The following is a 12493-nucleotide window of genomic DNA, read 5'->3' as shown; positions in this document are numbered from 1 at the left end:
GATGATGGGCAAGACGTATACGGCCGCTAATGGTCAGGTTGTAACGGATGAAATGATTGACGCGTGGTGCGAGTCGTACGAGCGCGGAGAGTTTCCGGATGGCGAACACACCGTTGGTGGGATCGTGCATGGACGGCCCCCACTCTCAGGTGAGGGGACGGCAACGCTGTCGGTCAAGATTCCTCTGGGAATGAAGGAGGCCATTCGTCGACGGGCGGCTGCCGAGGGGATGACTCCAAGTGAGTTTGCCCGTGCGGCTCTGAGCGAAAAACTTCTTGCTGCCGGCTGATGCCTCTGACGTGCCGATTTAAAGAACCGAGGCTGTGCTCAAAAACTTTTTTAAAATTCTCGGTTGACCGGAACGCGTCCTTGGTTATACTAATCAAGCCTTGAAACAAGGCGCACCTCAAATGGCTGGGTAGCTCAGTTGGTAGAGCAGAGGACTGAAAATCCTCGTGTCAGGGGTTCGATTCCCTTCCCCGCCACCTTGAATTGACTAGGACCTCTGCAAAGGGGTCCTTTTCTTTTATGCAGCCCCCACATGGAATCGAACCCCGTGAGGGCGCGGAGCTGAGTAAACGCGTAAGCGTTTGCCAGCGCAGCTCGCAAGGCGCGTAAGCGCCGCAGCGGTCCGTCCGCGCAGCGCGCGGACGCGATTCCCTTCCCCGCCACCTTGAATTGACTAGGACCTCTGCAAAGGGGTCCTTTTCTTTTATGTAGGGTTCTGCGGAAACTGCGTCCCAGAATAAGGGCTCAGAACGGGACACACTTTCCGGTGCCTGCCTCCGGCGCGCGTACACACCTCGTCGCACCATTCCGAGCCCGCTCGCCCCAGACATTCCTCCCACTTTCGCGTCACTTTACAGACCGTTCGGTCGCCTGTCCGCACACGCGGGTATACTCAAAACGATACTTATCCTATGCAATACGATGCGGGTTCGACCTGCATGATCCGAAGGGGGCAGTGATGGAGAGGATACTCGGCGTTAATCTCTCTGGCTGGTTTATTCCCGAGCCTTGGGTGACCCCGTCGCTGTACGCGGCGACCGGTGCATCCAACGCGGCCGAGCTACAGGAGGCCATGGGTACCGCCGCCTATAACGAGCGCATGCGCCGCCATTACGAGACGTTTGTGAGCGAGGACGATTTTCGCCGCATGGCGCAGATTGGCCTCAATGCCGTGCGTCTGCCGGTGCCCTGGTATGCCTTTGGCTCACAGGGGTCCGATGCGTCCTACATCTCGGTTGTCGACTACATTGACCGTGCAATTGAGTGGGCTGCCAAGTACGACATCCGCGTGCTGCTCGATCTGGCAACCGTGCCCGGTGGCCAGGGCGATTCCAACGATTCGCCCACCACGCCGGAGGCTGTTGCCGAGTGGCATTCGTCCACCAACGGCCGTCATGTCGCACTCGACGTGCTCGAGCGCTTGGCCGATCGCTATGGCGAGGCCGAGAGCCTGCTGGGCATTGAGCTGCTGGACACGCCGCAGATGAGCGTTCGCAAGAGCCTCTTCACCATGACGGATGGCATTCCCGCTCACTACCTGCGCAATTTCTATCGCGATGCCTACGAGCTCGTCCGTTCGTATATGCCCGAGGATAAGATCGTCGTCTTCTCGTCGTCGGGGCATCCCAGCGAGTGGAAGCATTTTATGCGCGGCGCCAAGTACAAGAACGTCTACATGGACCTTCACCTGTACCATTACCGCGACGAGTATGCGCTCGACATCACGAGCCCTCGCGGGCTGACGACGGCGATTTCGCGTAACAAGCGCGAGCTTAAAGAAGCGATTTCGACTGGGTTCCCCGTGCTGGTGGGCGAATGGTCGGGCGCGGCGATCTTTGCCAACTCGTCGGTTACGCCCGAGGGCCGCAATGCCTACGAGCGCGTGTTTATCGCCAACCAGCTGGCTTCGTTTGCGCCGGCTGCCGGTTGGTTCTTCCAAACGTGGAAGACCGAGAAGCGCATTGCAGCATGGGACGCCCGCGCGGCGCTCGGTACGCTCGAGCGCGGCATGATTGAATAGGTTGATATGACGCAAAACAGCGCCCATACGGGCAAACTCTATGTGGTCGGCACGCCCATCGGCAACCTGGGTGACCTGTCCCCGCGCGTTGGCGAGGCCTTTGCCGCTGCCGATGTCATCTGCTGCGAAGACACGCGTGTGACGTCAAAGCTGCTGATGCACCTGGGCATTTCCAAGCCGCTTGTCCGTTGCGACGAGAATGTGATCGCTAGCCGCGCTGCCGGCCTGGTCGACCGTCTGCTGGCGGGGGAGACCCTCGCCTTTGCCTCGGACGCCGGCATGCCGAGCGTGTCCGATCCCGGCCAGGCGCTGGTCGAGGCGGCGCGTGAGGCCGATTTGCCCGTCGAAGTTATTCCCGGGCCCTCTGCTTGCGTCACGGCGCTTGTTTCGTCCGGCATTCCCTGCGAGCATTTTTTCTTCGAGGGCTTTTTGGGCCGAAAGCACGGCGACCGTGTGCGCCGTTTGCAGCGCCTTGCCGTGGTGCCCGGCGCACTCATCTTCTACGAGTCTCCACATCGCATCGTGGCGACGCTCGAGGCCGTGGCGGAGGTCTTTCCCCAGCGTGAGGTTGCCGTCTGCCGCGAACTCACCAAGCTGCACGAGGAGGTCTTGCGCGGGCCCGCTGACCAGCTTGCCGAGGAGCTGCGTGCTCGCGGCGAGGTAAAGGGCGAGATTGCGCTGGTCATCGCGCCGCCGAGCGAGGATGAGGAGGCCGGCATCGCGCCGGTTGGCGCTGCGGTAGCGGATCCCGACGAGGCCCTGCGCGAGGATATCCGCGCCGCGCTCGAGGAGGGGGAGCCCGCGTCTGCGGTGGCCAAGCGCCTGTCTCAGAAGTATTCGCGCCGCAAGCGCGATGTCTATGCCATGGTGCTCGATATGCAATAGATGGAGGATATCCAGCCCTTGCGCTAGAATCATCCCCTGTATGCAACGTTTTTCTGGAGGACAAACCCCATGGATCAAAGCAAGCCTTCGTTCTTTATCACGACGCCCATCTACTACGTCAACGCCGATCCGCACCTGGGAACGGCTTATTCCACCATCATCGCCGACGTTCAGGCTCGCTATCGCCGCTCCGCCGGCTATAACGTCAAGTTCCTGACTGGCATGGACGAGCACGGCGAGAAGGTCGCCGAGGCCGCGGCCAAGCACGGCATGACGCCGCAGGAATGGACCGACAGCCAGGCCCCGCACTTCAAGGAGCTTTGGAGCAAGCTCGAGATTTCCAACGACGACTTCATCCGCACCACTGAGCCGCGCCAGCATCATGCCGTGCAGTACCTGTGGGAGCGCATGAAGGAGTCCGGTTACCTGTATAAGGGCAGCTACGACGGCTGGTATTGCGTGCCTGACGAGACCTACTTCACCGATACACAGGTTCAGAAGGGCGACGAGGAGTACGGCAGCGTCGGCCAGCACCTGTGCCCCGACTGCCACCGTCCGCTTGAGCGCGTGCAGGAGGAGTCCTACTTCTTTAAGCTTTCCGCCTTCCAGGACAAGCTGCTCAAGCTCTATGACGAGCACCCCGACTTTGTCGAGCCTGCGTTCCGCATGAACGAGGTGCGCAGCTTTGTCGAGGGCGGCCTTAACGACCTTTCCGTGAGCCGCACGAGCTTTGACTGGGGCATTCAGGTCCCGTTTGACGAGGGCCACGTGACCTACGTGTGGTTCGATGCGCTGCTCAACTATATGACGGCCGTCGGCTACGGTGTCGACACCGACGAGGCGCGTGCCGAGCTGGCCTATCGCTGGCCCGCGCAGTTCCACATCGTGGGTAAGGACATCATCCGCTTCCACTGCGTCATTTGGCCCGCCATGCTCATGGCCATCGGCGAGGCCCTGCCCGAGCACGTCTTTGCCCACGGCTTCCTGACCGTGCGCAATGCCGAGACCGGCAAGGCCGAGAAGATGTCCAAGAGCCGCGGCAACGCCATCGCTCCGCAGGACGTTATCGACATGCTAGGCGTCGAGGGCTATCGCTACTACTTTATGACCGACGTCGTCCCCGGCACCGACGGCGCCATCAGCTTCGATCGCATGGAGCAGGTCTACAACGCCGACCTGGCCAACAGCTGGGGCAACCTTATCTCGCGTTCGCTCAACATGAGCGGCAAGTACTTTGACGGTTGCGCGCCCGCTAAGCCCGCATCGTTCGATGCGTTCGATAACCCGCTGGCAAAGATCGCCGATGGCCTGGTCGAGCGCTACATGGCCAAGATGGACGTGCTCGATTACGGTGGAGCCAAGGACGAGGTCATGGAGCTCATCCATGCCGCCAACCACTACATCGAGGACTCCGAGCCCTGGGCGCTTGCCAAGGACGAGGCCAAGGCTGACGAGCTGGCGTTTGTGATCTACAACCTGCTCGAGGCCATCCGCATCGCCGCTCACCTGCTGATGCCGCTCATGCCCCAGACCTCTGCCGAGGCCCTGCGCCGCCTGTCCTGCGAGGACGAGGCCGCGAGCGACGACCTCAAGGGCATTTGCGCTTGGGGTCTGCTTGCCGGCGGTCAGCCCGTCGAGAAGGGCGAGCCGCTGTTCCCGCGTCTGGCGTAGAGACCGCGCGAGCGCCATATCGGCAATTTGCTGTTTAGCTGTAAGGGCATGGCCGCCACGGTCCATGCCCTTTTGTTTCAAGACGCCGCTATCATGCTAAGGAGGCAACCATGACAACTTCGCCTTTGGCAAACCCCACGGCCACCAGGGAGCTGCTGGAGGAGTTTGGCCTTGCGACCAAGCATCGCCTGGGCCAGAACTTTCTAATCGACAACCATGTGATCGAGCGTATCTGCGAGCTTGCCGAGCTTGCAGGTGACGAGCGCGTACTCGAGGTGGGTCCGGGTTGCGGTACGTTGACACTTGCGTTGCTGCAGGAAGCGGCGTGCGTTACGTCCATTGAGGCCGATCCTGAGCTCGAACCGGTGCTCGACGCCCACGCCGCCGACTATGCCAACTTCCGCTTTATCATGGGCGACGCGCTTAAGGTTGGCCCGGAGCAGATTGAGCAGGCCGCCGGCGGCGAGCCCACGGTATTTGTCGCGAACTTGCCCTATAACGTGGCGGCGACGATCATTTTGCAATTTTTCCAGACGATGCCGGCGCTCAAGCGCGCCGTCGTCATGGTGCAAAAGGAGGTTGCCGATCGCATTGCCGCAGTGCCGGGCAACAAGACCTATGGCGGCTATACGGCAAAGCTTGGCCTGTATGCGCAGGTGACGGGTCGCTTTGAGGTGCCGCCGCGTTGCTTTATGCCGGCGCCGCACGTGGACTCGGCCGTCGTGCGCATCGACCGCGTTGACGGCGTGGTGCCCGAGGGACTCGATCGCGAATTTGTGGCCCGCGTGATTGATGCTGCATTTGCTCAGCGTCGCAAGACCATCCGCAATTCCATGAGCGCCAACGGCTTTGCCAAGGACGTGCTCGATGCCGCCTTTGAGGCTTGCGGTATCGCGCCGACCACGCGCGCCGAGACGCTCGGCGTCGCCGACTTTGTGTGCCTGGCTCGGGAGCTTTCCCATGACGCTTAATGCCGAACGTGTGACGTTTACCAAGAAAAAGAAGACGGTTGCTTGTCCCGTGCCCTTGGCACCGCTTGCCGACACACATGCGCATCTGCTTTCGTTCTGGGGCAAGGATGTGCCCGAGACACTCGTGCGTGCCAAGGCGGCGGGCATCGACCTGTTGGTGACGGTCTTCGACCCCATTGCCGATAAGCGCAGCGTGACGGACTATAGCGACTGGCTGACGCGCGAGATTCTGCCGATGCAGGATATCCCGCAGATTAAATATCTTGCCGGCGTGCATCCGTATGGTGCGCCGGACTATACCGATGACATTCACGCGCAGGTCGTTGCCGCACTCGATGATCCCTTATGCGCCGGTATTGGCGAAATCGGCCTGGACTACCACATGGACTATGACGACGACATCGCGCCGGCGCCCCACAGCGTGCAGATTGATTGCATGGCACGTCAGCTCGAAGTCGCCGTGCGCTGCAATGTGCCGGTGGAGTTGCACCTGCGGCACGAGGACTCGGATGGGGAGCGCACCTCGCATATGGATGCGTACAACGTGCTTCGTGAGGTGGGCGTGCCCCAGGCCGGTTGTGTGCTGCACTGTTTTGGTGAGGACCGCGCCACGATGGAGCGCTTTGTGGAGCTGGGCTGCTATATCGCCTATGGTGGTGCGGCCACCTTTAAGCGCAACGACGACGTGCGCGAGGCATTTGCGGCGACCCCGCTCGACCGCATTTTGTTCGAGACGGATTGCCCGTATATGGCTCCGGAGCCCATCCGCGGTCTTGAATGCGAGCCCGCAATGATCTCCATTACGGCAAACGCGCTGGTTAACGACCGTGTCGATCGCACTGGTGAGGACGCCGAGACAATCGCGCAAGCCGCTTGGGAAAATGCCTGCAAACTTTTTCAAAAATAGTTCTTGCGTTCGTGGTGGCGCTCCGTTATTCTAATTTCTGCACGCGGGCGTGGCGGAATTGGCAGACGCGTACGGTTCAGGTCCGTATGGGGGCAACCCCATGAAGGTTCAAGTCCTTTCGCCCGCACCATTGATTGAAAGAGCTCCCAGCAATGGGAGCTTTTTTGTTATGGGCTCACCGCAGGGACTTGAACCTGTGAAGGAGCGAGCGTCAAGAAAACGCGGAGCGTTTTTAGCGAGCTGGCGAGTCCGCCGGCAGGCGGGCGAAGCCGGTGCGGATCCGCGAAGCGGATACGCGGACGTCCTTTCGCCCGCACCATTGATTGAAAGAGCTCCCAGCAATGGGAGCTTTTTTGTTATGCACGATCTCCTTGGACGGGTATCCTAATGCCAACGTGTGCCTATCAGAGGAGAGACCATGCTATTTTCCGGTATCATCGCCGCCCTTACCAGCCTTTTGATTCCCATCATCATCCTGTTGTTGCTGCTCCCCAACGCCTGCTACGTCGTTGAGCAGCAGCACGCTGTGATCATCGAGCGCTTGGGTAAGTTCAATCGTATCGTCAACGCGGGCTTCCACGTGAAGGTGCCCGTGATTGACCGCAAGGCCGCCACGGTGAGTCTGCGCACCATGAAAAATGGTTTTGGCATCGACGTTAAGACCCAGGACAACGTGACCATTGGCCTTGAGGTCTCCGCTCAGTACCACGTGAGCTATGACATGGGCGCCGGCCCGGCAGATTCGGGCATCTACAAGAGCTACTATATGCTGCAGGAGCCCGTCGACCAGATGCGCGACTTCATCACCGACGCCCTGCGCTCCTCCATCCCCGTCTACACACTCGATGAGGTCTTTGCCAAGAAGGATGACATCGCCAAGGATGTCAACGCTACCGTTTCCGAGCAGATGGCCGCCTACGGCTTCACCCTCGTGTCGACGCTCATCACTAAAATCGCACTGCCGACCGAGGTCGAGAACTCCATGAACGACATCAATGCCGCCCAGCGCAAGCGCGCTGCGGCACAGGAGCTCGCCGAGGCCGACCGCATCAAGCGCGTCACCGAGGCGACCGCCGAGGCCGAGGCTATGGAAAAGGCGGGCGAGGGCATCGCCAACCAGCGCAAGGCCATCGCGCTGGGTATCAAAGATTCGCTCGAGATCATCCAGGAGACGGGTGTCGGCAATGACGAGGCCAACCAACTGTTCATGTTTACGCAGTGGTCCGAGATGATGACGGAGTTCGCTCGCACGGGTAAAACCTCGACGGTCGTGCTGCCGAGCGACTTTTCGCAGTCGGCCTCGATGTTCGAGCAGATGCTGGCCGCCGGCAAAGTTCAAAACGATTCGAAGGAGTAGACGCGCGTGAAATACACCGTCGTTTGCGTCGGTAAGCTCAAGGAGCGCTTTTGGAAGGACGCGTGCGCTGAGTACACCAAGCGCCTAGGTGCCTATGCCAAGGTGGATATCCGCGAGGTAGCCGATATCGATCCGGCTAAGGCAGGCGGCGTGGATGCCGCGCGCGACAAGGAGGGCGCGGCGATTCTTGCGGCCTTGCCGTCTCGAGCGCATGTGATCCTGCTGGCTATCGAGGGCAAGGAGCGTTCGAGTGAGGAGCTCTCGGCGAGGCTCGACGATCTTATGCTGCGAGGCAGCAGCGACATTGCCTTTGTAATCGGCGGTTCGGACGGCGTGAGTGATGAGGTGCGCGCCCGCGCCGACGAGATGCTCAGCTTTGGACGCATTACCTTGCCGCATAACCTGGCGCGTGTGGTGCTGCTAGAGCAGATTTACCGCGCCTGCAAGATCAGCCGCGGCGAGCCGTATCACAAATAGGTCGGCAATACGAAACAATGACGTGGGACAATACCTTTCGTTTTGAGGAATGTGGCTGAAAGGACTATGTGATATGAAGATTGGATTTGTCGGTTTTGGCAATATGGCGAGCGCTATGGCAGATGGCTGGATCGCTGCCGGTGTAGCTGCGAGCGATATGTGCGCCTGTGCGGGTCGCTACGACGCGCTGGTTGAGCGCTGTGAGGTGCGTGGGATGGCCGCTTGCCACGGTGCCGCTGAGGTTGTCGCCGCATCCGATATCGTGGTTGCTGCGGTCAAGCCGTACATGATCGAGAAGGTATTCGCCCCGCTCAAGGATGCTCTTGCCAAAAAGGTCGTTCTGTCGGTTGCCTGGACCTGGGACAGTGCCAAGTGGGAGCAGGTCCTGCCGGGCGTCGCGCATATCTCGACGGTGCCCAACACGCCGGTTTCGGTGGGCGAGGGTGTCATCGCCTGCGAGAAGTCCTCTACGCTCAACGGCGAGCAGCGTGCTGTTGTGCTCGACCTGCTCGGTAAGCTTGGCGCTGTCGTCGAGCTCGATACGAGCCTGCTGTTTGTGGGCGGCACCGTGGGCGGTTGCGCTCCGGCATTCGTCGCCATGGCGATCGAGGCCCTGGGCGATGCGGCGGTCAAGCACGGTATCCCGCGTGCCGATGCCTATCGCATTGTGAGCCAGATGGTGCTGGGTACGGCAAAGCTGCAGCTTGCAACTGGCCAGCATCCTGCGGCGATGAAGGATGCCGTGTGCTCGCCCGGCGGTGCCACCATCAAGGGCGTCGTTGCGCTCGAGGACGCCGGCATGCGCAGCGCCCTAGTCAAGGCAATCGACGCAACTCTCCAGTAAAACCTGCTATTTAGGGACAGGTCTATTTTGACAGGTTTTTCCTGCGGTTTTGTCCTTTTAGCGAAAAGCGCCCCGCAACTGGTTCAATTCCAGTTGGGGGGCGCTTGCGTTTGCCCAGATAAAACCGACCAAAATAAACCTGTCCCTTTTTGGCGAGTTAGTCCCAGAAGCTGTCTTCATCGTCCTCGGACTTGGGGCCGCGGTCGACATACATCTTATGGGTGCGCTTCTCCATTACAAAGGCAAGAATCGCAAACAGCAGGATGCCGCCGGCGAAAAGGATGGCAAAACCGGTGCGGGTGCCAAACAAAAAGGAAAAAACTGCGTCCATTGGGTGCCTTCTTGCGTAGTTGAGTTGGGTCGTAAACGCTCATAAGTATATACTTGCCCATACATGTACAAGGTTGCAACCTAAATGGAATGTATATCGCCGGAGGATCTAATGCTTGATATCAAGTTTGTTCGCGAGAACCCCGATGCCATCGATGTCGCCATGGCTAACCGCCAGACGTCTTGGGATCGCGAGAAGTTCTTTGAGCTCGATGACGAGCGCCGTGCCGTCATCACCGAGGTCGAGGAGCTTCAAGCCACGCGCAACGCCGAGTCCAAGAAGATCGGCGCCCTGATGAAGGAGGGCAAGAAGGACGAGGCCGAGGCTGCCAAGGAGGCCGTGCGCGCCGTCAACGAAAAGATTGATGGTCTGGCCGAGCGCCGTACCGCTCTTGAGCAGGAGCAGTACGACTTTATGGCTCACCTGCCCAACATCCCTTGCGAGGCCACGCCGTACGGCAAGGACGAGGACGAGAACATCGAGCGCCGCCGCTGGGGCACCCCGCGTGAGTTCGACTTTGACTTTAAGCCGCACTGGGATCTGGGCACTGATCTGGACATCCTCGACTTCGAGCGTGGCAACAAGCTCTCCGGCAGCCGCTTCACCGTTCTCGGTGGCGCCGGCGCCCGCCTGGAGCGCGCTCTTATCAACTTCTTCCTGGACACGCACACGAGCCGTGGCTTCAAGGAGTGGTGGCCGCCCATCGTCGTCAAGCGTCAGACCATGTTCGGCACGGGCCAGCTGCCCAAGTTCGAGGACGACGCCTATCACGTCTCGGGCGACAACTTCCTGATCCCCACCGCCGAGGTCGTGCTCACCAACCTGCACGCCGGTGAGGTCCTCGACGCCGACACCCTGCCACGCCGCTACACCGCCTTCACCCCCTGCTTCCGCGAGGAGGCCGGTTCCGCCGGTCGCGACACCCGCGGCATCATCCGTCAGCACGAGTTCGACAAGGTCGAGATGGTCAAGTTTGCCAAGCCGGAGGAGTCCGACGAGGAGCTCGAGAGCATGACCGCCGAGGCCGAGTACCTGCTGCAGCAGCTGGGCCTTCCGTATCGCGTGATTAGCCTGTGCACCGGCGACTTGGGCTTCTCCGCCCGTCAGACCTACGACGTCGAGGTCTGGCTGCCGAGCTACAACGCCTACAAGGAGATCAGCTCCTGCTCCAACTGCGGCGACTTCCAGGCCCGTCGCGCCAACATCAAGTATCGCGACCCCGAGAACTTCAAGGGCACGCGCTACCTGCACACCCTCAATGGTTCCGGTCTGCCGGCTGGCCGCACCATGGCCGCCATTCTGGAGAACTACCAGAACGCTGACGGCACCATCACGATCCCCGAGGTTCTGCGTCCTTACATGGGCGGCCTCGAGAAGATCGAGCCGGTCGCGTAGCTTGGCTGCATAAGCGATTTGCAAGGGCGCTCCTTTCGGGGCGCCCTTTTTGCGCACGGCCATACCATGCCATGCGGACAGCTCGACAGAAAACACACGAACATGCGTTCTGTATACAGTCATCTACCTGCTATGCTTTTACTAGATACGAGCGAGAGAAAGGGGATGCGATGGAACTGTTTGACGAACGGGTGGTTCTGTTTGAGAGCGATGAAGGTGGGGAGCGCCTGACAGTAACGTGTGAGCCATCGGGTATGGGCGGTTTGGTGGTGCGGCAGACGAGCGAGGGGCCGTTGACCCAATGGTGCTTTGAGGAATCGCCACATGTAGTCGAGACCTTTGTGACGCACGAGGGGCTTGTGGCCCTGGAGCATTTCTATGGGGTCCGGACATCTAACCAGGTTGCTCGCATGTTGAGCATCTCGTTTGCCGATTATGATTGTGCCCAGCGGGTGAGATCGCTCCTGAGGGAACTTGATGCTAAGTTTGACGTGATCGAAAAGCCAATCGATCGTACGGGGAACGGCGGTATATGCGGAGCAGCATGACAAAACTGCGTTCCACAAAAAAGTTTGAGATTGTGCTTGACTCCAATAAGCTAAAGTGGTTTTATATGTCTTGCGCTGCGGCGTTACCTCAGCTGGATAGAGGGTCTGACTACGAATCAGAACGTCATAGGTTCGAATCCTATACGCCGCACCAATTGAACTTGAAGCCTCCGGCAACGGGGGCTTTTCTTTTTTGGAGACCAGACAGGGATTCGAACCTCGGTCGAGGCGCGAGCGTGAAGCGGACGCGGAGCGTCCGTAGCGAGCGGGCGAGCACGCCGGCAGGCGGGCGAAGCCGGCGCGGATCCGCGGAGCGGATGCGCGGAATCCTATACGCCGCACCAATTGAAATTGAAAGCCTCCGGCAACGGGGGCTTTTCTTTTATGGAAACCTGGCATGGATTCGAACCTCGGTCGAGGCGCGAACAGCTTAATTATCACTTCATAAAATTTTTTCTAATTGTCGCTTGACCCATCGGGGGCTCGCGTGCATAATAATCCGTGCGTTGCGGCGTTACCTCAGCTGGATAGAGGGTCTGACTACGAATCAGAACGTCATAGGTTCGAATCCTATACGCCGCACCAACTGAGTTTTAAAGCCTCCGGTAACGGAGGCTTTTCTTATATGTCGACATACTTGAGAAGTTGCTTTTGCCGTGTTTGAAAGTATCGAGTCGATCGACTGCGTCAAATGAGTAAAAATCAAATTCAATAACTTTTTTTGAAAAATGCTTGACGATTATTCAGTCCATGTGCATAATAAACAACAAGTCGCGGCGTTACCTCAGCTGGATAGAGGGTCTGACTACGAATCAGAACGTCATAGGTTCGAATCCTATACGCCGCACCATTTGAGCTTAAAGCCTCCGGTAACGGGGGCTTTTCTTTTATGGAAACCTGGCATGGATTCGAACCTCGGCCGAGGCGCGAGCGTCAAGAAAACGCGGAGCGTTTTTAGCGAGCGGGCGAGCGCGCCGGCAGGCGGGCGAAGCCGGTGCGGATCCGCGCAGCGGATGCGCGGAATCCTATACGCCGCACCAATTGAAATTGAAAGCCTCCGGCAACGGGGGCTTTTCTT

At 59.5% G+C, this 12493-nt stretch carries 12 protein-coding genes and 5 tRNA genes; 16 read left to right on the top strand and 1 reads right to left on the bottom strand.

The genetic code is table 11. From position 1 onward, the window contains the following. Nucleotides 1–4 precede the first annotated feature (4 nt). The 11 genes from AQ996_RS01905 (at nt 5) to proC (ending at nt 9141) form a co-directional block, all read left to right on the top strand. Entirely contained in the window at nt 5–289 is a 285-nt protein-coding gene (locus tag AQ996_RS01905; RefSeq protein WP_035137167.1) for an ATP-binding protein, read from the top strand. 123 nt (nt 290–412) lie between these two features. Continuing rightward, nucleotides 413–485 (top strand) — tRNA-Phe (locus AQ996_RS01900). A 482-nt stretch (nt 486–967) separates the two neighbouring features. Further along, nucleotides 968–2029, top strand: coding sequence for a glycoside hydrolase family 5 protein (locus AQ996_RS01895; protein WP_055250529.1), 1062 nt, complete (start codon nt 968–970; stop codon nt 2027–2029). A gap of 6 nt (nt 2030–2035) precedes the next feature. Beyond that, entirely contained in the window at nt 2036–2914 is an 879-nt protein-coding gene (gene rsmI / locus AQ996_RS01890; protein WP_055250527.1) for a 16S rRNA (cytidine(1402)-2'-O)-methyltransferase, read from the top strand. Nucleotides 2915–2983: 69 nt separating this feature from the next. Further along, entirely contained in the window at nt 2984–4585 is a 1602-nt protein-coding gene (gene metG, locus AQ996_RS01885; RefSeq protein WP_055250526.1) for a methionine--tRNA ligase, read from the top strand. A 110-nt stretch (nt 4586–4695) separates the two neighbouring features. Next, the gene (gene rsmA / locus AQ996_RS01880; RefSeq protein WP_055250524.1) at nt 4696–5556 is read left to right on the top strand and encodes a 16S rRNA (adenine(1518)-N(6)/adenine(1519)-N(6))-dimethyltransferase RsmA; all 861 of its coding nucleotides are present in this window, start codon (nt 4696–4698) and stop codon (nt 5554–5556) included. Beyond that, nucleotides 5546–6463, top strand: coding sequence for a TatD family hydrolase (locus tag AQ996_RS01875; RefSeq protein WP_055250523.1), 918 nt, complete (start codon nt 5546–5548; stop codon nt 6461–6463). The genes rsmA and AQ996_RS01875 overlap by 11 nt, the downstream gene beginning before the upstream one ends. Nucleotides 6464–6506: 43 nt before the next feature. After that, nucleotides 6507–6593, top strand: a tRNA-Leu gene (locus AQ996_RS01870). Between the two features lie 288 nt (nt 6594–6881). Beyond that, nucleotides 6882–7820: an SPFH domain-containing protein gene (locus tag AQ996_RS01865; RefSeq protein WP_055250521.1), complete on the top strand. Its 939-nt coding sequence runs from the start codon at nt 6882–6884 to the stop codon at nt 7818–7820. Between the two features lie 6 nt (nt 7821–7826). Then, entirely contained in the window at nt 7827–8297 is a 471-nt protein-coding gene (gene rlmH / locus AQ996_RS01860; RefSeq protein ID WP_035136824.1) for a 23S rRNA (pseudouridine(1915)-N(3))-methyltransferase RlmH, read from the top strand. Between the two features lie 73 nt (nt 8298–8370). Next, entirely contained in the window at nt 8371–9141 is a 771-nt protein-coding gene (proC, locus tag AQ996_RS01855) for a pyrroline-5-carboxylate reductase (RefSeq protein WP_055250520.1), read from the top strand. A 157-nt stretch (nt 9142–9298) separates the two neighbouring features. Here the strand turns inward: proC and AQ996_RS09900 are convergent, their stop codons facing one another. Next, on the bottom strand, nt 9299–9472 hold the full coding sequence (locus AQ996_RS09900; RefSeq protein ID WP_172674585.1) for a DUF6724 family protein: 174 nt from the start codon (nt 9470–9472) through the stop codon (nt 9299–9301). 111 nt (nt 9473–9583) lie between these two features. Here AQ996_RS09900 and serS point away from each other — a divergent pair, with 111 nt between their 5' ends. From serS to AQ996_RS01830, 5 genes are all read left to right on the top strand, one after another. Beyond that, nucleotides 9584–10867 (top strand): serine--tRNA ligase, encoded by a 1284-nt coding sequence (serS, locus tag AQ996_RS01850; RefSeq protein WP_055250518.1) that lies wholly within the window; start codon nt 9584–9586, stop codon nt 10865–10867. Between the two features lie 170 nt (nt 10868–11037). After that, on the top strand, nt 11038–11415 hold the full coding sequence (locus AQ996_RS01845; RefSeq protein WP_055250516.1) for a hypothetical protein: 378 nt from the start codon (nt 11038–11040) through the stop codon (nt 11413–11415). A 77-nt stretch (nt 11416–11492) separates the two neighbouring features. Beyond that, nucleotides 11493–11569: transfer RNA gene (locus AQ996_RS01840), tRNA-Arg, on the top strand. 354 nt (nt 11570–11923) lie between these two features. Next, nucleotides 11924–12000, top strand: a tRNA-Arg gene (locus AQ996_RS01835). Nucleotides 12001–12188: 188 nt separating this feature from the next. Next, a tRNA-Arg gene (locus AQ996_RS01830) sits at nt 12189–12265 on the top strand. Nucleotides 12266–12493 lie beyond the last annotated feature (228 nt).

The organism is Collinsella aerofaciens, assembly GCF_001404695.1.
In the GTDB taxonomy this organism is placed as follows: Bacteria; Actinomycetota; Coriobacteriia; order Coriobacteriales; family Coriobacteriaceae; genus Collinsella; species Collinsella aerofaciens_E.
Note: the sequence above shows the minus strand (reverse complement) of the source record. Positions and strands in the feature narration are given on the sequence as shown.

Coding starts and splice junctions, on each gene's coding strand:
- AQ996_RS01865 (WP_055250521.1), top strand. CDS start 6,882: ATGCTATTTTCCGGTATCATCGCCGCCCTTACCAGCCTTTTGATTCCC.
- rsmA (WP_055250524.1), top strand. CDS start 4,696: ATGACAACTTCGCCTTTGGCAAACCCCACGGCCACCAGGGAGCTGCTG.
- AQ996_RS01875 (WP_055250523.1), top strand. CDS start 5,546: ATGACGCTTAATGCCGAACGTGTGACGTTTACCAAGAAAAAGAAGACG.
- AQ996_RS09900 (WP_172674585.1), bottom strand. CDS start 9,472: ATGGACGCAGTTTTTTCCTTTTTGTTTGGCACCCGCACCGGTTTTGCC.
- AQ996_RS01895 (WP_055250529.1), top strand. CDS start 968: ATGGAGAGGATACTCGGCGTTAATCTCTCTGGCTGGTTTATTCCCGAG.
- serS (WP_055250518.1), top strand. CDS start 9,584: ATGCTTGATATCAAGTTTGTTCGCGAGAACCCCGATGCCATCGATGTC.
- AQ996_RS01905 (WP_035137167.1), top strand. CDS start 5: ATGGGCAAGACGTATACGGCCGCTAATGGTCAGGTTGTAACGGATGAA.
- metG (WP_055250526.1), top strand. CDS start 2,984: ATGGATCAAAGCAAGCCTTCGTTCTTTATCACGACGCCCATCTACTAC.
- AQ996_RS01845 (WP_055250516.1), top strand. CDS start 11,038: ATGGAACTGTTTGACGAACGGGTGGTTCTGTTTGAGAGCGATGAAGGT.
- proC (WP_055250520.1), top strand. CDS start 8,371: ATGAAGATTGGATTTGTCGGTTTTGGCAATATGGCGAGCGCTATGGCA.
- rsmI (WP_055250527.1), top strand. CDS start 2,036: ATGACGCAAAACAGCGCCCATACGGGCAAACTCTATGTGGTCGGCACG.